The 21,597-nt window shown below is 70.6% G+C and carries 19 protein-coding genes; 9 read left to right on the top strand and 10 right to left on the bottom strand.

The window, feature by feature from the left end; all coding sequences use genetic code 11:
• Positions 1-218: 218 nt before the first annotated feature.
• The 3 genes from ACFYR0_RS11610 to ACFYR0_RS11600 are packed head-to-tail and all read left to right on the top strand — an operon-like array spanning position 219 to position 2,344.
• The gene (locus ACFYR0_RS11610) at positions 219-692 is read left to right on the top strand and encodes a hypothetical protein (protein ID WP_389325007.1); all 474 of its coding nucleotides are present in this window, start codon (positions 219-221) and stop codon (positions 690-692) included.
• Positions 689-1,426 carry a hypothetical protein gene (locus tag ACFYR0_RS11605; protein WP_389325004.1) on the top strand — a complete coding sequence of 246 codons (738 nt, stop codon included), beginning with the start codon at positions 689-691 and terminating at the stop codon, positions 1,424-1,426. Before ACFYR0_RS11610 ends, ACFYR0_RS11605 begins: the two co-directional genes overlap by 4 nt.
• A gap of 9 nt (positions 1,427-1,435) precedes the next feature.
• Positions 1,436-2,344: a transporter substrate-binding domain-containing protein gene (locus ACFYR0_RS11600; protein WP_389325001.1), complete on the top strand. Its 909-nt coding sequence runs from the start codon at positions 1,436-1,438 to the stop codon at positions 2,342-2,344.
• Between the two features lie 87 nt (positions 2,345-2,431).
• On the opposite strand, the gene ACFYR0_RS11595 is transcribed toward ACFYR0_RS11600, so the two are convergent.
• Together ACFYR0_RS11595 and ACFYR0_RS11590 are read right to left on the bottom strand one after the other, a co-directional pair.
• Positions 2,432-3,625 carry a hypothetical protein gene (locus tag ACFYR0_RS11595; protein ID WP_389324998.1) on the bottom strand — a complete coding sequence of 398 codons (1,194 nt, stop codon included), beginning with the start codon at positions 3,623-3,625 and terminating at the stop codon, positions 2,432-2,434.
• A 53-nt stretch (positions 3,626-3,678) separates the two neighbouring features.
• Entirely contained in the window at positions 3,679-7,251 is a 3,573-nt protein-coding gene (locus ACFYR0_RS11590) for a CHAT domain-containing protein (RefSeq protein ID WP_389324995.1), read from the bottom strand.
• A gap of 251 nt (positions 7,252-7,502) precedes the next feature.
• On the opposite strand from ACFYR0_RS11590, the gene ACFYR0_RS11585 reads away from it, so the two are divergent.
• The 3 genes from ACFYR0_RS11585 to ACFYR0_RS11575 all read left to right on the top strand — a co-directional run bounded on the left by ACFYR0_RS11585 (position 7,503) and on the right by ACFYR0_RS11575 (position 9,092).
• Complete coding sequence (locus tag ACFYR0_RS11585) at positions 7,503-7,742, top strand: hypothetical protein (protein WP_389324992.1); 240 nt, start codon at positions 7,503-7,505, stop codon at positions 7,740-7,742.
• On the top strand, positions 7,742-8,119 hold the full coding sequence (locus ACFYR0_RS11580; RefSeq protein ID WP_389324989.1) for a fic family toxin-antitoxin system, toxin component: 378 nt from the start codon (positions 7,742-7,744) through the stop codon (positions 8,117-8,119). Before ACFYR0_RS11585 ends, ACFYR0_RS11580 begins: the two co-directional genes overlap by 1 nt.
• Positions 8,120-8,207: 88 nt before the next feature.
• Complete coding sequence (locus ACFYR0_RS11575; protein WP_389325451.1) at positions 8,208-9,092, top strand: DUF817 domain-containing protein; 885 nt, start codon at positions 8,208-8,210, stop codon at positions 9,090-9,092.
• Between the two features lie 34 nt (positions 9,093-9,126).
• Here the strand turns inward: ACFYR0_RS11575 and ACFYR0_RS11570 are convergent, their stop codons facing one another.
• Positions 9,127-10,731: an alpha/beta fold hydrolase gene (locus ACFYR0_RS11570; RefSeq protein ID WP_389324986.1), complete on the bottom strand. Its 1,605-nt coding sequence runs from the start codon at positions 10,729-10,731 to the stop codon at positions 9,127-9,129.
• Positions 10,732-10,745: 14 nt separating this feature from the next.
• Positions 10,746-12,158, bottom strand: a complete 1,413-nt coding sequence (locus ACFYR0_RS11565; protein ID WP_389324983.1) for an alpha/beta hydrolase — start codon at positions 12,156-12,158, stop codon at positions 10,746-10,748.
• Between the two features lie 643 nt (positions 12,159-12,801).
• Between ACFYR0_RS11565 and ACFYR0_RS11560 the strand changes: the two genes are divergently transcribed.
• The gene (locus ACFYR0_RS11560; protein WP_389324980.1) at positions 12,802-13,152 is read left to right on the top strand and encodes a hypothetical protein; all 351 of its coding nucleotides are present in this window, start codon (positions 12,802-12,804) and stop codon (positions 13,150-13,152) included.
• A 39-nt stretch (positions 13,153-13,191) separates the two neighbouring features.
• On the opposite strand, the gene ACFYR0_RS11555 is transcribed toward ACFYR0_RS11560, so the two are convergent.
• The 6 genes from ACFYR0_RS11555 to ACFYR0_RS11530 form a co-directional block, all read right to left on the bottom strand.
• Complete coding sequence (locus ACFYR0_RS11555; RefSeq protein WP_389324977.1) at positions 13,192-13,539, bottom strand: PRC-barrel domain containing protein; 348 nt, start codon at positions 13,537-13,539, stop codon at positions 13,192-13,194.
• A 179-nt stretch (positions 13,540-13,718) separates the two neighbouring features.
• Entirely contained in the window at positions 13,719-14,105 is a 387-nt protein-coding gene (locus ACFYR0_RS11550) for a hypothetical protein (RefSeq protein WP_389324974.1), read from the bottom strand.
• Between the two features lie 89 nt (positions 14,106-14,194).
• Entirely contained in the window at positions 14,195-14,695 is a 501-nt protein-coding gene (locus ACFYR0_RS11545) for a hypothetical protein (protein WP_389324972.1), read from the bottom strand.
• Positions 14,696-14,970: 275 nt separating this feature from the next.
• On the bottom strand, positions 14,971-16,776 hold the full coding sequence (locus ACFYR0_RS11540) for a trypsin-like serine protease (RefSeq protein ID WP_389325448.1): 1,806 nt from the start codon (positions 16,774-16,776) through the stop codon (positions 14,971-14,973).
• Positions 16,777-16,998: 222 nt separating this feature from the next.
• Positions 16,999-17,529 (bottom strand): GNAT family N-acetyltransferase, encoded by a 531-nt coding sequence (locus tag ACFYR0_RS11535; protein ID WP_389324969.1) that lies wholly within the window; start codon positions 17,527-17,529, stop codon positions 16,999-17,001.
• 80 nt (positions 17,530-17,609) lie between these two features.
• Positions 17,610-18,827, bottom strand: a complete 1,218-nt coding sequence (locus tag ACFYR0_RS11530; RefSeq protein WP_389324966.1) for a GNAT family N-acetyltransferase — start codon at positions 18,825-18,827, stop codon at positions 17,610-17,612.
• 24 nt (positions 18,828-18,851) lie between these two features.
• On the opposite strand from ACFYR0_RS11530, the gene ACFYR0_RS11525 reads away from it, so the two are divergent.
• The gene (locus ACFYR0_RS11525; protein WP_389324963.1) at positions 18,852-19,691 is read left to right on the top strand and encodes an SCO2525 family SAM-dependent methyltransferase; all 840 of its coding nucleotides are present in this window, start codon (positions 18,852-18,854) and stop codon (positions 19,689-19,691) included.
• Positions 19,682-21,595, top strand: coding sequence for an SCO2524 family protein (locus ACFYR0_RS11520; RefSeq protein ID WP_389324960.1), 1,914 nt, complete (start codon positions 19,682-19,684; stop codon positions 21,593-21,595). The genes ACFYR0_RS11525 and ACFYR0_RS11520 overlap by 10 nt, the downstream gene beginning before the upstream one ends.
• The last annotated feature ends 2 nt before the right edge of the window (positions 21,596-21,597 follow it).

Below are 21,597 nucleotides of genomic sequence, written 5' to 3'. Positions count from 1 at the left end.
ACCTCATGATCCGTGCCGGCCCGCTCCGGCCGCGAGGCGGGCCGCTCATTTCAGCCCGCGCAAGGGCCGGCGCGGCGTGCGCGAGCCCGCTCCCGCCTTCCTGCGCCCACGATCGGGGCGGAGGTCTGGAAGGCACTGTGAATGTGACATGAAGTGACCCTTGTGAACGGAGAGTTGAGTAGAATTCAGTAGGTCTTGTGCGGGGGGACGGGGGACAGATGTCCGAGTTACTGACGGCCGCAGCAGTGATCGCGCCGTTCGTCAGCGCGGCCGCGACATCGATGGCCGGCGCCCTGGTCGACTCCGCCCGGACCAGGCTGGCGGACAGTGCCGTCGAGCGGGGGCGGCAGCTTCTTGACAGGGCGCTGCGCCGAACCGACGACGACGCGGCGCCCACGGAGGGCGAGAGCGACGCGGCGCTCTCAGAAGGCGACAGCGACGCGGTACGGGCGATCGAGGCCCTGTCCCCGGCCGACCGGGAAGTCCTGGAGACCGCGATCGGCCGATGGCTGAGCGACAGCGGCGATCTGAGCGCCCGTTCGCTGGAGCGGGAGATCATCGCGGCACGGCCCGCGGGCGACCAGTTCCACGTCTCGTCGCACGGGGACAACTCTCCGGCGATCGGCAGGCTGGACAGCGCGAACTTCTACTTCAACGCCCGCCCGGACGCCCGAGGCGGCGAAGGCGGTTGAGCGCCGACCCGCCGAGACATCACAGCACCAAGACCCTCGGGGACAATTCCCCGGCGATCGGCTTCGTCAGCAAGCTCTTCCTCAGTGTCTTCGTCGGTGACGTCGTCGAGTTCGCCGCCAGGGCGAAGCGCTGGGGCGGCTGGAACTGGCCGCCGTTCCTGCTGGTCGTCCTGCTGGGCAGCTACGCCCTGATCAGCGCCCCCGACGGCCCGCTGCGTCAGTTCGTCTGGGTGTACCTCGCCATCGCCGGCTCGGTCTGCCTGGCGCTCGCTCGACTGGCCTATCCGGGAGGCGAGCGGCAAGCCCGTCGCTGGCGCGTGCTCATGTCGGCGGCGGCCGTGATGCTCGCGGTCGCCGGCACCGTCGGCATGGACCATCTCGCCGATCACGGCGAGATCGACGTCACCGGCCGCACTCGCCTCACGGCCGGCACGGTCACCGACGGTTCCGAGCTGCGCCTCCTCATCGACGGCCCCGTCGACCGCGCATGGCTGCGGTTGACGCTCGGGATCCGCGACGCGGCACGGTCCTCGCAGTTCTGCGCACCGGAGACGCGCTACTCCGCCCAGCTGCGGGATCAGGCCGGCACCGGGGTCGACGACGGGAGGAGCGGCCAGACGGTCGACTTCCCGCTGGGCGGGCTCGAGGGCCGGATCGACGTGCGGATCACCCTGCGGACCGACGAGGGGTGCCTGATGAACGTGTTCGTCGCGGACGCCGTACTTCACGACTGAGAGGACCTCGTGCCCGCAACCTCCCCGGACCGGCGCTCGTTCCCCCGGCTGTCCGGCCGGACAGCCGGGATCGCCGTCGCCCTCGCCCTGTCGGTGAATCTCGCCTCCTGCTCGTCCGACGAACCCGAACCGGAGTTCCTCGGCGTCGAGCGCATCACGGTCGCCATGCACAACGACCTGCCGGGCATCTCCTACTCCGAGAACTACGACCGTTCGGGGCTGGACTTCCTGGTCTTCCAGCACGTCGAGGAAGAACTCGACGTGGCGTTCAGCGATCCCGTGGACGTCTCCTCCGGCGACCGGGTCACCCAACTCCTGGATCACAAGGCCGATATGACGATCGCCTCGTTCTCCATCACCGCGGAGCGGATGGACCTGATCGACTTCGTCGGGCCCTACCTCAAGACCCGGCAGGGCTTTCTCGTCGGCCCGGAGAGCACCGGCGTGCGACGGCTCTCCGACCTGCGCGGTACGAGGATCTGCACATGGCAGGGCACCACCTCGCGCGAGGCGCTCGACCACATCAGAGACACCGTCGACGCGGACCCGGTCGTCCTCACGGACGCGTCGGACTGCATCGAGCAACTTCTGGCCGGTCAGGTGCAGGCGGTCTCGACGGACCAGGCGATCCTCTACGGCTTCGCCGGGCACTACAGGAAGAACCGCCTGCGGGTCGTGCCGGACGTGACGATAGGAGCACCGCAGTACTACGGGATCGGCCTGCAGAAGGGGCACCGGCAGGACTGCCGAAGGCTCGAGGACTGGCTCAAGAGACACGTCGGCACCAGCACCTGGATCAGGGACGTGGAGACGTCGCTGCCCGTTCTCACCGAGGCCGACCCGTCCTGGATCAGCAGCCACAAACCGAGCGCCAACGAGATCGAGGCGCGCTCGTGCCGCGACAGCGTCAGCCCGTGAGCACCCCTGCCGAAGGTGATGGGCCCGGCGACGACGGTGACGCGCGTGGGGACCACCGAGGGCGCGGCCCGTCGTCCTCGGCCGCCGCTAACCGCCGTTCATCGCGGTGCTGATCTCCGACGCCACGAACGGCATGCCCCAGTAGGAGGAGTGCGTCCACATGCCGCTGCTCGCCGCGTGCGGCACGGAGACGTCAACGGGTGAACTGCCGTCGTGCAGCCGGAAGACTCCGGCGGCGACGAAGGCCAGCATGTCGAGAGGCTCCCAGAGGTTGGTCCAGCGGGCGAGGGACGCGGGCAGCACGACGGGCCGGCCTCCGGAGTAGGGCAGGATCTGACCCCCGCGCGGATCGCAGGCGTGGAAGAACGCAGCCTGGGAGCCGAACGTCACCAGCGAGGACGTCCACAGGGGATCGGCGGCGGTGGCCATGTCGACGGCGATGACCCCGCCCAGACTGTGGGCGACGACCCGTACGGGCCGGTCAGGGGTGCGGCCGAGTGCGGGGTCCACGCTGTCGACCGACTGCCGTACCCGGGCGTGGATGGCGTCCCGGTGACGCTGGTACACCAGTACGTCGCCGAGGAACCGTGTGGTCGCGGGCCCGAACTCGGTGCGCAGCGCGCTGTTCAGGCGTCCGGCGGCCGCCTGGATCGCGGCGCCGGCCACCCGGTCCAGGTCGCGCAGCCGGTTCCGCAGCATCCTGCGCAGCCGCCCCTCGTCCTCGTCACCGGCGCGCAACCCGTCGTAGGAGCCGATGCCGTCCGCGCGGAGGTCGTCGGCCTCGATGAGGGCCTCGGCCAGGGACCGGCCCGTCTCGAAGAGGAGGACGGGGTCGTCGGTGCGTCGCAGCCACCGGGTTCGCGGCCATTCCTCGGCCAGGTAATCCAGGAACTCGTCCACGTCGCTGTGACGCGGGCCGTCCCGCAGGCCCGAGTCGGCGTCCTCGTCGGCGAGTCGCTCGCGTACGGCGGTCTCCACGCGGGGCCACTGGTCCGGCGCCCGGGTGTCCGGGGCCAGCGCCGAGGCGAGCCAGGGCTCGGGCCCGGTGGCGTCCGACGGCCCGTCCCCGGCACGTAGTCCGTCGCCCCTACGGGCCTTGGACGGTGCCCCGGGGCGGGTCGGGACCGCCGCCGTCACGAAGCGGTCGTCGGCGCCGAGGTCACCCCAGTACACCGGCACCATGGCGTGACCGGATGCCGTCTGGAGGTCCGCGACCGCCGCCGCGAAGCCCTGCTGGTCACGGTTGCCGACACCGTGAATGACGAAGACGGGGTCGTCCATATGCTGAAGTTCCTTCAAGAGTGGGAGGTGCGGCTGCGGTACTGCCGTGCCGGTCACGAGACCGGCTCCTCTCGCGTGACGGTGTGTGCCGTGGCCGCCGGACTGCCGTACACGGCGTAGGCCAGCCACGTGGGATCGCCGCCGTGCAGTTCTCGGGTGATCTGCCGGGCGGCGAGCGACGCCTGGCCGAGCGGCTGCCCGTGGGTGATGAACTGCTCGTAGAAGGCCTCGGCGAACTGGAGGGCGGAGCGTGACCGTACGGGCCAGAGGGTACCGATGAAAGCGCCTGCTCCCGCGTTCAGGAACTGAGGTGCCCACCCGAGGCTCTCGCCGAACCAGGTGATCTCACCCGCGCTCCGGCACGCGTTGAAGAACACGAGAGGACGATGGGGCCGCAGGGCGCGCAGTTTGGCCGCGGCGGCGAGGTCGACGGGGTCGAAGTCGCCGTCGGCCATCTTCACGCAGGATCCGGACCCCGTGAAGGAGTTGTGGCACGCGAAGTGAAGCAGGCCCGCGTGCCCGTCCTGGACCAGTGCGGCCAGGGCCGCGCCCTCGGTCAGCACACCGGCGTCCGCCACGGACGACCCCAAACGGGCGCGCAGCGAGGCCACTTCCGTGGTCGCGTCCGCGGGAGAGTCCGGCGGGACGACGAAGGCCACGCCGGGAAGGCTGAGGCTGCGCACCCTCTCGTGATTGTGAACATGGCGTACCACGGGCAGCCACTCGGCCAGGAAGCCTCTGTCCTCGCGGTGTTCGTCGAGGGGATAGAGCAGTTCCCAGGGGATGCTGTCGTGTTCGCCGACGACGGTGATGGCCGAGAAGCGGTCCGCCTCCGTCCAGAACTGGCGTTGGACGGCGTCGGGCACGGCGGACGTCCAGAGCTGTACGCCCTGGTTGCGCAGGCGGTTGCGCAGCCGTCGAGCGTCGACGTCGCTCCCGTCGGCCGCCGCCTTCGCGGCTCGTCTCAGCTCGGCGTAGATCTGTTCGGTGGCCCCTCGGAAACCGGCCGCCCCGCTGATGGTCTCCGGTAGATAGGTCGTCGCTTCTGCCAATAGCTGGAAACTGATCGTGCCGGCGGCTTTGTCCTTCAGGACCTGAAGGGTCACCTCACCGGGATCGGATGCCATGGACGGCAACGACGCCTGGCGCTGGGGGCCGTCGCGCGTGACACTGCCGTGTCCCACCGAGACCTGGCAGACGACCCCTCCGAGGAACGTGCCGCCTCGGTAGGCCCGCACGGTCACCTGATGGAGCCCCGGCATCGAGGCCTTGAGCCGGAACCGCAGCACATCCGAGTCCCGGCCGGGTACGACGTGCAACTCCTTCTGCAACTCGTCGAGCACCGTGAGACCGGGAGCGTGGATGGTCACCACGACCCGGGCACCCCCGCGGGGCAGGGCGAAGGGGCGCAGTTGCACGCCCGTCCCCCTGGTGCTGCCCCGAACGATCTGCACCTGAAGGGGCATCTCACGTCCTGGCGCGATCTGCTCGACCAACTCCGCCACCAGCGAACGCGGTTCGGCCGTGTCGGGGTCACTGTCCGGCACCGTGGGCCGGGGGATGGTCTGGGCCGGCGGCGGGTCCGGCTCCCGCGGTGGGGAGGTCTCCGCTCTCGGCGAGGGGAGCGGCTCGTCCACCCACTCCCACCCTGACCCCTGCCGGTCGTCCTGGGTGCGTAGCGCGCGCCCGCGCGGGTCGCGCTCCTGCGTGGGTGCCGGCGTCGGCTGCCCGGAGGGGGCGGCCGCGGTGACGCGCTGTCTCACCAGCATGAGGACTCCCGCCGCGCAGAGGGCGGTGAGGAGGGCGGCGGGGTAGAGCGTCGGGTAGCGCAGCCATGGTCCAGGCTCTGGAGTGACCCATATCGACTCCGCGGACCGAAAGAGCATCCGGTTGTAGTCCGTGGCGTCGGTGACGACGTAGGTGCCGACAAGTCGGAGTCCCTCGCCGAGGCGATCTCCGAAGGCGTCCGCCGACGCGACCCTGACCGTGACTTCCCAGGTGCTCTGCTCGCCGGGCGCGACCGTGATCTCGTTCGGGGTGATGGAGAGAAGCCCGGGAAGGATGTCCTCGATGGACAGCCGCAGGGTGTGCGGGACGGTCGCCGTGTTGCGGACGGTCAGCTTCGCGGCGATCTCGCCTCCGGCGTGGGACTTCGGCCGGGACAGTCTCAGCCCGGCCTCGGTGGGCTGTTCGCCCGACGCCACGGCGGTGACCAGAGGCCGGGTGTCGGTCGTCAAGCCTGGAGCCGTGAGGTCCACGCCTACCCTGAGCGCCCCAGTGGCCGTGTCGGGCACCGTCAAGGAGGCGGGGAAGAAGCCGAGGTCGGTTTCGACGTAGGGGTCCTGGCCCCTGGCGATGAAGCCGATGCGTCGCGGAGAGAAGCCGTCCCCCGTCAGCTCCGCACGGATGCGCAGTCCCGCGTAGTCCGCGGGGTCCTTGATCGCGTAGCCCTCACGTGTCTGCAGCCGCAAGGTCACCGTCACCTTCTCGCCGGGCCGCGGTGAGAGTGGGTCCATGACGATGGCTCCGAGCACCTCGCCCCGCCATAACAGGCTGACGGAGACGGGCCGGGACCGGTGTCCTTCCGGGGCCTCCGTCCTGACGGTCCAGGTTCCGGGCAGCGGATCGCTGATCCTCAGTGCCTCGACGGTGCCGGTGCCGCCCGCCAGCTCGACGCGGGACTTCTTGTGCCACCCCGACTTCGGTACCTCGTCCCCGCGGGGGTCGACATAGGTGATCCGTACCGCGGGGTCGCCCTTGTCGACGACGAGGGTGGCCGAGGTCGCCAGTGGAGAGACGTCGATCTCCATCGAGGCGGGCGGCCGTTCGCTGGGACCTTCGACGTGGCGCTGGGAGCACTGGGCCGCGGCGAACATGTTCTGCAGCGTGGCGCCGATCTCCTCGGCTCCTTGAACCATGGAGGCCGTGGGAGAGGAGGCGGGCAGCAGGCCGACGCAGCCCACCTGATAACCGCCGGCGGCGATCGAGGCGAGTTGCTGCCTGTCCGCCCAGGGCCCGAAACCCAGCGGCCACACCTGCACCTTCTGCGCGCGGGCTTCGGCCAGCGCCAGTGACAACTGCCTTGCGGCCTCGCTGTCCCGACTTACGACATCTTCGCCGTACATGGGGCTGTCGCGGATGTCGAGTTTCCCGTCGGTGAGGAGGAACAGCACCTTCGGCTCCAAGGAGTCGGAGTCGGCCAAGTCCTCCACGCCCTGCCGGATCGCGCTCGGGAAGTCCGTTCCGGTGCCCTGGCCCTCCTCCCGGCCCCGGAATCCGTCCACGCATTCGGCTACCGACTCGCGGCCCGGCCCGTCCAGGACGGTGCGCGGGCAGAGCGGTTCCACCGCGCTCTGGCCGGCCCTGTCGGCCGAGGCAAATCCGAACACGGAGACCGTGGATGACGACGAGACGTCGCCGAGTGCGATCCGCTTGACGGCGTCCGTCTCGGCTTCCAGGTCCTCGGGTGTGACGCTGGCCGAAATGTCCAGGGCCACCGCGTAGTTGGCCGCTGACAGAGCCGGTTGGGAGTCCGCCGCGGGCGCCAACTCCTCGTGGCGGGCGGGCGACAGCAGCGAGACGGCGATCGCGGTGGCCACGAGCATCGCGACCACACCGTGGCGCACCCGTCCCCACCCCGACCGCCGTCTGCCCGTGACGTCGTCCACGGTCGTCCCCCAAGTGCGCTGTCAGAGCATCTGCGTGCCGGGTGTGAAGGGTGCCGTGCGTGTGACTGAGCACTGGCACGGTGTGTTCCGCAGCCTACGCTCTGTGACCCCTGGGGTGCGGCCGTTCGCTCGGTCGGGGGAATCAAGGGTTCTCGTGATTCGGAGGGGGAAGACCGCCCCTGCATGGTAACGGCTGTTACCATGCAGGCATGGCGAAAACACAGCTGGGTGCGCGCGTGGATCAGGATGTGGCGGAGCTCGCCAGGAAGCGCGCCGCCGACCTGGGGCTGAGTGTCGGGGACTACCTCGCCAGGCTGGTGCAGGATGACGCCAGCGGGTTGCGTGCCCGTGCGGTGGACGCGGCAGCCCGCTTCCTGGCCGAGCACCAGACGGTCTTCGACGAGGCGGAGGAAGCCCAGCAGGCGGCCGGGGGAGTGCACGCGGCCTGATGGAACTGAACATCGACGTTCCCTGGATCCTGCAGGTCGCCGAAGCCGCCGGAGCGGACGATCCGGCACCCGACGACTACGGTGTTCCCGTCTCGGCGGTCGCCCGCCACCGGGCCGAGCTGTTCGAGCAGCCCGTCTACGACGGCCCCTATGCCAAGGCCGCCGCCCTCGTGCACACTCTGGGCCGGTGCCGCTGGCTGGAACGCTCCAACATGGCCGTCGCCGCCGCCACCGGTGTCATGTATCTCGAGGCCGCCGGGGTCCGGGTCAAGCCCGCCCGCGAGGACGCCGTCGCCCTGAAGGACCTGCTCCTCGATCCCGCCTGCACCGCCGGGAAGATCGCCGCACTGCTGCGGACCTGGCCGACCGTCACCTGAGACGACTCGACGGCGGTATTTGAACGCGTTCAACAACCCTCTAGGATCGGGAGCCACAGCGGCGCTCGAAGGAGGGGGCATGCGTCGAATGTCGAGGCGGCTGAGGCACGGCCTGGAGCAGTTGGTGCGGTTCGGACTGGTCCAGGCGCGCTGTTGCTCCTTCGCCGGGCTCCTGCTGGCGGGCATCGGCGCATCGCGGCTCCTGCCCGAGCTGCCGGTCCCGCGCTACGACCTGGTGCTGGTCTACGGGGTGCTGCTCACCCTGGTCGCCCGCAAGGCGGGCTGGGAGACGGGCAGGGACGCCGCGGTGATTGCCGTGTGTCACGTGGTGGGGCTGCTGTTCGAGCTGGTCAAGGTCCGTATGGGATCGTGGAGTTACCCGGAGGACGCCCTCACCAAGGTCGCGGGGGTGCCGCTGTACGGCGGCTTCATGTACGCCGCCGTCGCCAGCTATGTGTGCCGGGCCCGACGCCTGATGAAGCTGCGTCTCAGGCGCTACCGGGCCACTGCCACGACCGTGGTTGCCGCCGCGATCTACCTGAACTTCTTCACCCACCACTGGGCGCCCGACCTGCGCTGGCCGCTCGCGCTGGCGATGGTCGCCGCGACCGCCGGGACCTGGGTCGGCTTCCGGGTGGGCGACCACCGCTACCGCATGCCGCTGGCCCTGTCCTTCGTGCTGATCGGCTTCTTCCTCTGGGTCGCCGAGAACACCGCCACCTACGCCGGTGCCTGGAGCTATCCCCAGCAGCTCGACGGCTGGCAGCCGGTACCGCTGACCAAGTTCGGCGCCTGGTCCCTCCTGATCAGCGTGACCTTCGTGCTGGTCGACCACGCCGTGGCGAACGGTCCCGGCCGCGCCGACGGCTACCCGCAGGACGGACGGCCGTCGGTGTCCGATTCCACCCAAGGCATCGCAGGGCTGTCTGCCCGCCCGCAACGGCGGAGTCCGGCTGCGGACCGCCGTCACTGACCCGGTGCGGTGGGCGGCGGTCGCAGGCGTGCTCCTACGGTGCGATCTCGAACCGCGGTGGCTGGAGTCCCGCCAGGCAGCTGGTGTCCGGCGCGGTCGGCCGGGCGAAGAACGACGTGGTGATCGTCTGCGCGCACCGCGAGTCGGCGAACACCACGTGGGCGACGTAGGGGACCGTGACGGTGGTGGAGCGGCTCAGCGTACGGGCGACGTACGCCCCGTTGCTCGGGGCCGTCTGGGCGTCGAACCCGCCGGACAGGGCGAGCGTCGGGATGTCGCTGCGGGTCACGTCCCGGACCGACGGGGGCGCCGGGGGGACGTCCCAGGCACGGCAGTCGTCGTGGAGCCAGGCGAGTTGCGGGGCGTTGGGCAGCATCGACTCCGGGAACGACGGGAACGCCCGGCGCCCGCCACGGATGATGTCGCCCCGGCTCTCGTACGGCGTCCACTGGCTGCAGAAGACGCCGTAGACCAGCCCGTGGGAGACCCGGCCGATGGCCTGGGGACTGTACTTGCCGCCGGCGAGCTGCTCGGCGATCCGCTGCCCGTCGCCGTGGGCCAGCTCGTCGATGGAACGCGGCACTCCTTCCGCCAGGTGGCTGGCGAAGGTCAGCCAGGTGACGAGCTGGCTCCCGTCCAGCACGACCTTCACCGGCTCGGGGTGGACCGGAACGGTGACGGTGACGGTGAGCGGGTTCGCTTCCAGCTCACTGACGAGGCGGAGGAACGTGGCCTTCAGGTCCGGGTAGCGCGTGTTGCATGACGGCTGCTCCTCGCAGGCCCTGAACAGGCCGTCGAAGCCCTCTCGTGCGGCCTTCCAGGTCACGGCCCCGCCGGCGATGGACGGCGGCAGGATGCCGTCGATGCCGACCGAGCGGATGCCCTTCGGGTGCAGGCGCATGTAGTTGAGCGCCAGATGGGTGCCGTAGGAGATCCCGAAGACGTTCCACTTCCGCACGCCCAGCGTCCTGCGCAGGGCGTCGTAGTCGGCCGAGCTCTCGATGTCGTTGTACGCGCTGCGGTCGGCCTTGGCGTCGACGCGGTCCCGGCAGGCCCGGGTCGCCTCGACGTGCAGGCGCCGGGTGGACTGCGCGTTGGAGACGAGGCCGAGGGCGCGGGCGTTGAACCGGTCGATGTTCGGGCAGGTGAGTTCCGGGTCGGCCGAGTACGTGCCGCGCTGGGACATGAAGATCACGTCGCGGTCGCGGTTCAGGTCGCCCGCGAGCGCCATCGGGATCTCGGAGACGGCGTCGTCGCCGGGGCCGCCGGCGAGCCACACGATCGGGTCGGGCGCGGGGCTGCTGCTCTGCGCGGGCATGATCGCGACGGCGAGGGTGATCCTGCGCCCGTCGTGGGTTCTGGGCCCCCAGGCCCTGGAGCGTTTCTCGGGCACGGTGAGCGTGCCGCAGCGGGCGCGCGCGAGATCGGGGATCGGGTCCGCCGTCCTGGGGCAGGGGCCCGGTTCGAAGTGGGCGTCGCCGACCGTACGGGCGACCGTGCCGATCGGGCTGCCGGTGCCGGACCCGGCGTGGGCGGGCATCGCGGCGAGGCCGATGACGAGCGCGCCGGCCGTGGTTGCGGCCAGCGTCGCCGGGAGCCGTCGCGCGGGGCGGCGGCTTCGGGTCGTACCAGGTGACATCGTGCGTACTCCGGTCAGGGGATGATGGTGAACGGCTTGGGTTCGACTGCCGGCACGCAGCCGGTGTCGGGCGCGTACGGCCGCGCCAGGAAGGAGCGCAGGACCGACGCGGCGCAGGGGTTCTGCGGCACCACCCAGTGGGTGATTCCGGGAATCACCACGGCGGTCGAGCGTGGCAGCGTACGGCCGGCGAACGGCCCCCAGCTCGCCCCGGTCTTCGCGTCGAAGGTCCCGGTGACGATGAGCGCGGGCACGTCGCTGCGGGTGGCCACCCGCTGGACCGCGGTGCGGTCCGGGACGTTCCAGACGCGGCACAGGTCGTGTTCGAAGGGCAGCTGCGGTGCGTGGGCCAGCACCGAGTCCGGCCATCCGGGGAAGGCCCGGCGGCCCGCCTCCAGCACGTCGCGCTTGGAGAAGCCCGGTGCCCACTCGGCGCAGGCCACCGAGTGCGTGAGTCCGTGGGCGAACTCTCCGACGGCGGGCGTCGCGCCGGCGGCCTGGGCCTGCGCGAGGCGCTGCGGATTGCCGTCGGCGAGTTCGTAGAGCGCCGCGGGGACGTCGGCGGACGGTACCAGTCGGCCGTCGGTGACGAGGAGGTTCACCAGCGTGCCCCCGTCGAGGACGACCTTCACCGGGGTTCCGCCGCCGGGCGGTGGCACGGTCAGCATCAGGGGGTTCGCCTCCAGCCGCCGGACCTGCCGCGTGAGCGTGCGGGAGAGGTCCGGGTAGCGGGACTTGCAGGCGGGCTGGGCCTCACACGCCGCGAAGATCGCGTTGATCCCCTCCTGGGCGCTGTCCCAGGCCCACGGCAGGCTCACGGTCTGCGGCGGCACGACCGAGTCGATCGCCAGCGAGCGGATGCCCTGGGGGTGTCGGCGCAGGTAGGTGAGTCCCAGGTCGGTGCCGTAGGAGTAGCCGTAGACGTTCCACTTCCTGATGCCCAGGGCCTTGCGGAGGGCGGCGAAGTCGGCGGCGTTCTCGGTGGTGTTGTAGGCGGAGAGGTCGTTTCCCTCGGCCGTCAGGCGGTCCCGGCACTCCTTGGCCGCGCGTACCAGCCCGCGGCCGGTGGACGGCGCGTCGTACGGCAGACCCACCGCGGTCGCGTTGAACCGGTCGATCTCCGGGCAGGCGAGGCTCGGCTGTGAGTGCAGGGTGCCGCGCTGGGCCACGACGATCAGATCGCGGTCGCGGTTCACGCCGGATCCGATCAGGAAGGGGATGGCTCCGAAGGCGTCTCCGCCGGGGCCCCCTTCCATGAACACCACGGGGTCGGCGTCCGGCGTCCGCGACGCTGCCGGGATGATGGCGACGGCCAGCCGGATCGTCCGTCCGGCGCGGCGCTTGAGGCGCTCGCGGTTCTCGGGGACCTCCAGGAAGCCGCAGCGGCCGGGAACCGGCTCGGGCGTCTGGGGGCAGGGACCCGGCACGAACCGTGCCGGATGTCCCGGCGGCGGCCCGCCTGAGGGCGGCGACTGGGCGCTGCTCGGAGCGGTCCCGACCGCGCCGAGGACACCCAGACATGCGGCGAGGAGCGCCGCCTTCGCACGCGCCCCCCGTTGTGGTCGTGGTCGGATGCTTCGAGCCCGGCTCCCTGTGGGCGTTCCGGTCCCGGAGCGGGAGGGCAGGGGCCCGGGACCGATGTCGTGTTCCGCCATGTGATCTCGTCTCTCTGACGTCCCTGGCCACTTCGGTCGGGGGACGGGGTGGCATGGCTGCGCCCCGCCGCACGGGGCGGGGCAGCACGCGTACGTCAGCCTGCGTTCGGACAGGGGCGTCCACCACTCGTCGCCTCCACTTGGAGCAGCCGACCTCGGATCGGCGCTGTCCGTGGTCACCGGGTCACCCGGAGGGGGCCGGGGCGAAGCCGCACGCCCTCCGGGGATGGTTACTGAGGCGTAGGCCCGAGGCGGTCGGCGGGGGCCTTCGTCGGCGCTCGGCGCGCTGCTCTCTGCGCTGCTCGGCGCCCGGCAAGGCGTTCTATGTGCGCCTGCTCCCGACAAGACTGTCCCGCGCGATCACCGGGTACCCGGGAGCGGTACAGCCCGCCCGCAACCAGAGGAGTGGGGAACCGTGCTGTTGTCTCATTCACTCGATCACGGAGTGCTGGTCATCACGGTGCACCATGATCCTGGCATCGGCGGACGGGCCGCGTTTCTCCCCCAGCTCGAAGGGCTGGTGTACGCCCACCGGCCCGCCCCCGTGGTGCTCAGGCTCGAGCAGCCCGCTGTGGACGCCGCGGAGGTCGGCGCCGTCCTCGATCTGCATCGAGCATGCAAGGACCTGGGGGTCCTCATGTCTGTCGTCAGTGCCAGCGCACCTGCCCGGCGCGTGCTGGCGGCCGGCGCCGACAGCAGCGGAACGCACCTGGTCATCCACGCTCGTGCCAGCACGGCGGTGGCCGCCTTCGCCGTCCTCGCCTGACGGGGAGGCGGGGACGCTTCTCCCCTCGGGATGCCGATGTCAGTGCCCGGCTCCATGGCGGCCGCCGAGCTGGTCGCGGTGGCGCGGATCGCCCAGGTACGTGTCCTTGTCGAACACGGGAGCCGACTTGGTCCCGGCCTTCGTCCGGGCCACGTTCACGATGCGGGCGACATGGTCGACGCCCATGACCGCCTCCGACGGGACCACCACGTCCTTGCCGAAGAACCATGGGCCGGTGCGCACCACCAGGAAGCGGGGGCCGAGGTCCCTGGAGTACTTGCTCACTGTGCCGACACGGCCGTCCGTGGCGTTCACCTGATACCCGGTGAGGTCGTCGTCCGGGGTGTGGCCGGCGGTGGGCGCATGATGGGTACGGTGTTCGGTCACGAAGTCCTCCCTTTCGTCCTCCCCTACGTGTGCCCGGCGAACCGCGCGGCAGACGTGCCGAACGTGCCGATCCGCTCGGAGGGTGTCACATGCAGGCACCCGACGGACCGGGGAGTGGGCCGCCAACGGTTATGACGAGCAGCCCGGAGCATGGAGAAGGAGGTCTGCGAGTGCAGGGACTACCTCACGCGGTAACCGTCGTGAGAGGCGGACAGCTCGTTGAAGCGGGCGAAGTCGTCGATCCACTGGCCGACATCTCGGGGCGCATCGTCGTAGAAGGACATCAGCTCCGCAACGAGGTGCTCACTCGCCGCAAGCCGCAGTCGTGACGCGATGAAGAGCGCTTCTTCCGCACTCACGTGCCAGTCGGAGTTCGACAGGAACTTTTCCATGTCCACGGTCCGTTCCTCCGGCTCGAATCCCGGCATGCGCAGTGCCTGTTGCAAACCCTGTCCCGCTGCCGCTCCGGCCTCGCGCATGATTTCGCGGACAAAGCCCATCTGGTAGGTGTTCAAACCGAACGAGCCGCCAGGAGCAGGACGTTCGAACTCAAATGCGTATCCCATGAGGGGCAGAGTATGCGATCACCAAGCGTCGTGAAGACGCCTGGTGTCGCCAGCGGGAGGGACAGCCCCGGATCCTGCCCTGGTTCCCGTCAGGAGGCGGTCAGAGAGGCCTGGATTCGACTGACGGTACGCAGGATCTCCTCCCGGTTCTTCGCTCGCTTGAGCCATGCCGGAAGGCGGGCCACCATCGTCATCTTCTGCCCGGTGTCGTACCAGGGCGCGCGCTCCCGCAGCGAGGCCTCGACGAAACGGCGGATCAGGTCGAGGTGTTCGGGGTTGTACGCCCACAACCATCCGTGCCGGGTCTCGGCCTGGAGCCACAGCGGCATACCGAAGTACGGGTCCGTCGCCTGCCGGGCCGTGCCGCGAGACAGCGTCACGGTACGGCCGCTCCACTCCCGTGACAGTCCGCAGCCACGACAGACCATTCGGCGCGCCATGAACAGAGTCCGGCCTCCGGGATCGACGTCATCGGGTGCCGGAACGACACGGGCGACGTTCTCGCAGCCTGGACACTGCACCATGATCAAGCCGAGGAAGTTGTACTTGGTGCTGCGCGGATCCCGGAACCGACCAGTGAACGAGGCCATGCGCAGAGTATGCAACTACCTTGCGGAGCAGTGCATCCCGATTCGACGGCCTACGCTCAGGCCTGCCGATCACGCGAGGGCTTGGTCACCCGTTTCGCAGCGACGGCGAGCGGTGGGAGCGGACTGTCCGGTCGGCGGTGTGCGCTGCCGAGGGCTTCGCTCCGGCCGAGTGACTCGGGGCCGGAACCGATGACGCGCCGTGCTCGCCCGGGGCTCGGGTGGGCACGGCGCGTCGTGGTGGGGGTGACGGGTGTCTGCCCGGCTCACCCGTGGTGTCAGGCGAGGATGTCGTATCCCTTGAAGTAGGTCCCGACCGAGACCCGTGCGGTGAAGAGGGAACCCGTGGCGTTCCCGGTGCCTCGGTAGAGGTAGAGGATGCCGCTGGGCGTGCGGGCCAGGAGGTCGGCGCGGCCGTCGCCGCTGACGTCGCCGACCGTGGCGACCGTGTTGTACGCCGAGCTGCTCCAGGTCGCGATCTTGATCCTGCCGGCGAACGCCCCGGTGCCGGCCTTGCCCGTGCCCTTGTAGAGGTAGACGTAGCCGTTGCTCGCGTTGCGGGCGATGAGGTCGGTGCGGCCGTCGCCGGTGAAGTCGCCGTGACCGCGGATCCAGTCGTACTGGTTCCAGCCGGTGCCGACCTGCACGCGCGCGGCGAAGGTGCCGTTGCCCTTGCCGGGGTAGATCCACAGCGCGCCGGCCGAGTCGACCGACAGCAGGTCGGGCAGGTAGTCGCCGGTGACGTCACCCGGGATCGCCATGCGGGTGCGCGTCTTCCAGTTGTCGGCGAGCAGCTGGGTGATCCAGGTGTTGCGCGACGCGGAGTAGTGCGCCCAGAAGACGTCACCGTCGCTGCTGCGGCGGTAGACGAGGTCCTGGTAGCCGTCCCGGTCGAGGTCGGCCTGCACGACGGTGTTCACCCCGGCCCAGCTGCCCCAGTTCTCACCGGCCGCGAACGAGGTGCCCCGGGAGTACCGGGAGTATCCGGTGCCCGTGGAGGCGCTGCGCAGCCACAGGTCGCCCCGGTGGTCGCCGTCGAAGTTGGTGTCGTCCAGGCGCGGGTAGGCGGCCCCCACGTACGAGGTCACCTTGGTGAAGACGCCGTAGGCGCCCGCGGCGACGCAGTCCACCACGCCCCAGGAGACGATGCCGACGATCCGGTTGTTGACGATCAGCGGGCCGCCGGAGTCGCCGTTGCAGGCGGTCGTGGTGCCCGCGTCGCTGCCGGTGGCGGGCGTGCCCGCGCAGACCATGTGGCCCTTGACGAAGTCGGAGCCGTAGGCGTTGGCGCAGGTGGTGTCCGACTGGAGGGGCAGCGTGGCCGTCTTCAGCGTCTCGGAGATGTTGTCGTTGGTGGAGCTGGTCCGGCCCCAGCCGTACACCTTGGCGCTGGTGCCGGCGGTGTACGAGGTGGTGTCCCCGGCCGTCGTCATGCGGATCGGGGTCGCCGTGACCGCGTTCGGCAGGGTGAGGACCGCGATGTCGGAGTCGAGCGTGGACGGGACGTACGACGAGTGGTGCCACTGCCGCCATACGCCGGAGATGGCGCCGCCGTGCAGGTCGGTGATGTAGCCCTGCTCGTCGACGGTGGGCAGCTGCGCGGTGCTGGTGATCACCGAGCCGTGGTTGTACCAGTCGTATCCGGCGACGCAGTGCGCGGCGGTGAGGATCTTGGTCGGCGCGACGACCACTCCGCCGCAGAAGAAGCCGACGTCGTCGGCGGTGTCCGGGGTGCCCTTGTCGTCGCCGTACCAGAGCTGGGCCATCCACGGCGCGGCCGTGATGGTCGTGGTGGTCCCGCCGATGATCTTGGGGTCGATGCCCTGCTCGGTGGTCCCGGCGCTGTACGACGACTTCGCCGGCGTCTTCCCGGCCGTGTCGTCACCCGCGATCGCGGTGGCGATCCGCTGCTCCAGCTCGGCGACCGACGGGGCGCTGGTGGCGGGCTTCACGGTGGGCTGCGGCAGCGGCGTCGCCGCCTCGGCGGAGGAGGTCAGCAGCGCGGCCGCGACCGCGACGGCGACACCGGCCGCGGAGACGGGCAGGGCGATTCGTATCCGGCGTCTGTGCCGACCGCCGGACATGCTGGTGAACAAGTGGGTCCCCCCAGGGGTCCATGAGTGAAAGAGGGCGTGCGGATACGCCCCTCCTCTCAGCGCCGAGAGGCCCGTCCTTGTCACCCTCGGGGATTTCGGCCCGGAGGGAACCCGGTCACATCTCGTCGGCCGACTGGGCGGTCGTGCGGCGGCGCTGCGGCCGGCGGGTGGTGCAGACACCTCGGCGCCGGGGGCCGGCGGGCCCGGGAGTCACAGGGGGAGGGTCATGAGGAGGCGGTGCTCGCCGGGGCCGAAGTAGTCGAGCCGGGGGCCGCCCGGGGACGCTGTGAAGCCGAGGGAGCGGTAGAGCGCGATCGCCGGGTCGTTGGCGGGGTCGACGGCCAGGTTCACCGTGCCGGTGCCCTGACGGCGCAGATGGTCCAGCATCGCCTCCATCAGCAGTCGTCCCCAGCCCTGCCCGTGCAGCGTGGGCGCGACACCGAGGGTCAGGATCCAGGACTGCGGCCCGCCCGCCCCGGTCGACATGACGTAGCCGTGCAGCTCGCCCGCGGAGTCGTCCAGGACGAGCATGTGGTCCCGGAAGGCGTCGAGGAACTGACGCAGGACGAAGTACGGGTAGGGCATGTGCGGGAACACCTCCCCGTCGAGCCTGACGAGCTGCGGCAGGTCCGGCTCCCTCGCGTGCCGGATCCGCGGGTGCCGCTCGGTCGGCTCCGGCTGGTCCAGCAGGGACCGCGCTGACGACGGGGGACGCTCTTCGGGCGGCGGCAGGGCAGGCATACCGACCATCATCGCCCCCGACGGCGCAAAGCGGTCGAACGGCGCCGTCCTGGTGGTTCTTCCGTGGTGCCGGCGCGCGGCTATTCCCTGATCTGCCAGTGCCGGCGCCGGGACGTGCCCGCCTCCGGGCCCCGGCGGAACAGATACAGCCAGGTGCGCGCGGCCAGCGCCGCCGCCAGCGCTGCGGTCCACGGCCAGCTGGTGGCGGCGGCCGCGACCAGGCCGGCGCCCACGAGGGGCGAGACCGTGGTGCACACGATGAGCACCGTATCGGTTGCGCTGCGCCGGAACCGGTGGGCGACGGAGAACTCCGACCGCTCGTACCAGGCTATGCCCAGGCTCAGCAGGCCCGCGAGGACCATGGTCGTCCAGGGGTCGCCGCTGGCCTGTGCGTAGGTGACGGGCAGTGAGATGAGGAACGGCAGGACTCCGCCGTACTCGGAGATCACGTTGCCCCATTTCATGATCCGCCCGAAGGAGTTGGCGCGGATGCGGGCCAGCTCGCCCGCCGCGCTCGCGTAGACCATCAGGGAGAGCACGGTGCTGAAGGTCGCGCCGATCAGGAGCAGCCGCACATCGTCCGGGAAGCGGCTGGAGGTGAAGGCGAAACCGAGCAGGAAGGTGATGGCCGCGAGGACGGACCCGGCGAACGCGATGCCCGCGGCGGCCTCCCCGGACTGGAGCGTCGCCGGGTCGTCCTGCTCGAACGAGGTGACCTCGAAAGCCGGTTCACCGCCGAGCGACACCAGTGAGGTCACCGCGTAGTCCGGTGCCGCCAGCGATTCCACCAGCTGTGCCCGCGCGCTCAGCGGCACCAGATGACGGGTGTCGGGGTCGATGTACTCGACGCGCACCTTGTGCTGGTAGTGGAGGCAGATGTCACCGGTGTGCCGACTGGTGCGCATCACCCGGGTGCCGATGAAGCCGTTCCCGAGGAGCAGTCCCGCCACGGGCAGATCGGCCGCCTCGGCCACGGCCGAGAGCAGTGGCCCCGAGCCCGCTGTCCCGGAGGCCTTCGCGGCCAGCTCCTCCAGAAGCCGGGAGGCGACTCCCCGGCGGCGCAGAGCGTCGCGCACGGCGACGACGGACAGCCGCACATGGCCGGGCGCGGGCATCTCCGCGCTGACGCAGCCGACGAGTTCACCGTCCGACTCGGCCAGGAGCACCAGCCCTCGGTCGATCGACTCGGTGAGGGTGTGTGCGGTGGGGACATCCACGGCGTGGCACGACTCGGCCAGGAAATCGGCGAGTCGGCTCAGGTCAGCGGGTCGAGCGTCACGCGTGGACCATCCGCTCATCGCGATCGGACCTCCCCCTCGGCCGTGGGCGAATCCTACCGATCATTGCCGCGGCGGTCAGCAGCGCCGATACTTCTCGTCATGACGAGCGATTCGGCTGAGGGTCGGTTAATCCTGAACCGTGATGTGTCGTGGGACTCGTTCGATCCGCAGGCGTATCTCGATGCGAATTACCGCCTTCTCCTCCCCGAGGACGCCTGCCTCCTGAGAAGGACGGCCGACCACTTCATCGCCCACCTAGGGTCGGAATCACATACTCCTCTTTCCGGTGTCGACGTGGGCAGCGGCCCCAATCTGTACCCCGCGCTCGCCATGCTGCCCTGGTGTGCGGACGTCACGCTGCTGGAGCGCTCCCGGCGCAACCTGACCCATCTGCGCGACCAGGTGCCGGCGTACGCCCAGCAGTGGGACCAGTTCTGGGACATCCTGTGCGAACGCGACCCCTATCGCACACTCGCCGGGGAGTCCAGGGAGCGGTTCCGTCGGGCCGCGCGGATCCGGCCCGGTGATCTCTTCGACCTCACAGGGCACAACGAGAAGTGGTCCGTCGGCACCATGTTCTTCGTGGCCGACGGAATCACCGGCTCGCTCGACGAATTCCGGCGCGGACTGCAATGTTTCATGCGGGCACTGGCTCCGGGCGCGCCGTTCGCAGCCGCTTTCATGGAGCACTCCGAGGGGTATGCGGTGGGCGATCGCCGGTTCCCGGCGTGCGACATCGACAAGTCCGACGTGTACGACGGCCTTTCGCCCTACGCGGACAGTCTCGATGTCGGTGACCTCGGCGAAAACCGCCGTGTCAGAGCCGGTTACACGGGGATGATCCTCGCACTCGGCGTCAGGGGGCACCAGCCGTGCAGCTGAAGCCACGTCAGCAGCTGCTGGAGATCTGGCAGTCGATCGCCCGCCACTCCTTCACCGACGGCGCCTGGGACTGGGGCGAGGAGGGCGGCCGCAGCAGCGTCGCCGACGCCGAGAGGCTGCTCTGCCTGCTGTATCCCGCCACCGAGATCGCCGCGTTCCGCCTCGACGACCCGGACACCACCCAGGACGACGTGGAGCGGGCGCTCGGCCCCGCCCCCGAACTGCCCGGCCGGCTCCTGGACGCCCTCGACACGTTCGTGGAGCGCCACCTGACCGACGACGGCCCCTCCTTCGCCGGTGGCGACCGCTTCACCCGCGCGCACGACACCCGCGGCGCTTCCGTCGGCGGCGACGGTGCGCAGAGCCAGTACACCGGAGACAGCACACGCGGCGCTGCCGCCGGGGACGACGAGATCACCGAGCGGCAACGGCGGACGGGTGTCGTCGACTCCTACTCCCTGTCCCTCACCCTGTGCCTGGCCACCCTCGGCTTCCTCAAGGTCTACCGCAGCCGCGCCCGGGGCCCGGAGACGCTCCACCGGATCGACCGGCTGCGGCAGCGCACCAGTGACCGGCTCAGCGCCGCCCTCGTCGCCCTGCTGCGGTCCTTCACCGTCAACGTCATCTCCATGGACTCCCCGCAGGGACAGTCGCTGTGCCGCCTGCTCGGCGGGGGCCGGCTCTCCGACCGGCAGGTGGTCCAGCGCTTCCGACGGCGCTTCCAGCGGCTGCGCGCGGTCATCTCCGAGAGCATCTCCCTCGGCGCCGACATCGAGGAGCAACTGGGCGGCGAGAGCAGCCTGTTCGAGTGCGGCTGGTCCTGGAGCGTGGTCCGCCACGCACCCGGCGTCGAGACCGGCGAGGCCGTCGGCGCGCAGGACGAGGGCGTAGCCCTGCCTGTGCCCTACCTGTACTTCACCGTCGTAGCCCTCGACGGCATCAACGACCTGTTCTCCGAACGCACCCTGATCCTCGGCCTGCTCAACCCGGAACAGCAGAGACTCGCCGAGGCGCTGCGGCTGCGCTGGGAGATCACCCAGCAGTACTGGTCGGCGGTGGCCCGGTTCGGCGACGGACCGTGGCCGCTGGAGGAAATACCCTGGCGGGCCACACCGGAGGGCACCGAGTCCGAGTACTTCTCCCTGTGTGCCGCCTCCCTCCTCGTCTCCGACCTGGTGCGCCGCCGCCCCACCGACGACGATCTCGTCCGCACCGTCGCCGTGATGGAACGCCTTGCCGAACGCGCCCGCATCACCAGCCGCGCCACCGACGGGGACCCGGCGCTCGGCCTGCACCACCCCGGCGTGTCCCTGCCGCTGCTGGGCAGCGAGGCCCTCGGCCCGCCCCTGCGGTGGACCGCCGCGGACTTCGCCCCGCAACTGCTCAAACGCACCATCCAACTGGCCGCCCTCTCCCGGGACATCGCCTCCCAGGACCGCTCGCTGCGGCTCGCCGAGAACATCCTCGACCATCTGTGGGCGCGCCGCGTCGGCGCCGGCGCGGGCGCGGGACTGTGGGACGACGTGCACGCCGTACACCCGGAATCGCCGCACCGCGAAGGCCCGGTCTCCTGGAGCGTCACCGAGCGCGTCACCGAGTGCATGGTCGCCGCGCACGCCCTGTACGACCAGCAGCCGATCCGCAGCGCCGAACTGGCCACCCTGGCGCGGGAACTGCTCAGCGAGGCCACCCACCTCTTCGGCAGGGAGCAGATGGAACAGCCCGCCCCGCACCCCGGGAGCAGCCAGGCCATGACACTCAGGGAGATCGAGATCGGTTTGCGCCGCGCCCGCCGCCTGGTCGACGAACAGCCCGGCACCGCCTTCGCGTCGACCCTGACCGCCCTGGCCCGCCTCGACGAACTGGCCCGGGCGCGGGAGAGCGTCGGCCGGCGGGAGGGCTGAGC

It is taken from the genome of Streptomyces sp. NPDC005017 (assembly GCF_042873115.1).
GTDB lineage: Bacteria > Actinomycetota > Actinomycetes > Streptomycetales > Streptomycetaceae > Streptomyces.
Note: the sequence above shows the minus strand (reverse complement) of the source record. Positions and strands in the feature narration are given on the sequence as shown.

Coding starts and splice junctions, on each gene's coding strand:
- ACFYR0_RS11610 (WP_389325007.1), top strand. CDS start 219: ATGTCCGAGTTACTGACGGCCGCAGCAGTGATCGCGCCGTTCGTCAGC.
- ACFYR0_RS11595 (WP_389324998.1), bottom strand. CDS start 3,625: ATGGACGACCCCGTCTTCGTCATTCACGGTGTCGGCAACCGTGACCAG.
- ACFYR0_RS11585 (WP_389324992.1), top strand. CDS start 7,503: ATGGCGAAAACACAGCTGGGTGCGCGCGTGGATCAGGATGTGGCGGAG.
- ACFYR0_RS11580 (WP_389324989.1), top strand. CDS start 7,742: ATGGAACTGAACATCGACGTTCCCTGGATCCTGCAGGTCGCCGAAGCC.
- ACFYR0_RS11575 (WP_389325451.1), top strand. CDS start 8,208: ATGTCGAGGCGGCTGAGGCACGGCCTGGAGCAGTTGGTGCGGTTCGGA.
- ACFYR0_RS11570 (WP_389324986.1), bottom strand. CDS start 10,731: ATGTCACCTGGTACGACCCGAAGCCGCCGCCCCGCGCGACGGCTCCCG.
- ACFYR0_RS11550 (WP_389324974.1), bottom strand. CDS start 14,105: ATGGGATACGCATTTGAGTTCGAACGTCCTGCTCCTGGCGGCTCGTTC.
- ACFYR0_RS11545 (WP_389324972.1), bottom strand. CDS start 14,695: ATGGCCTCGTTCACTGGTCGGTTCCGGGATCCGCGCAGCACCAAGTAC.
- ACFYR0_RS11540 (WP_389325448.1), bottom strand. CDS start 16,776: ATGTCCGGCGGTCGGCACAGACGCCGGATACGAATCGCCCTGCCCGTC.
- ACFYR0_RS11535 (WP_389324969.1), bottom strand. CDS start 17,529: ATGCCTGCCCTGCCGCCGCCCGAAGAGCGTCCCCCGTCGTCAGCGCGG.
- ACFYR0_RS11530 (WP_389324966.1), bottom strand. CDS start 18,827: ATGAGCGGATGGTCCACGCGTGACGCTCGACCCGCTGACCTGAGCCGA.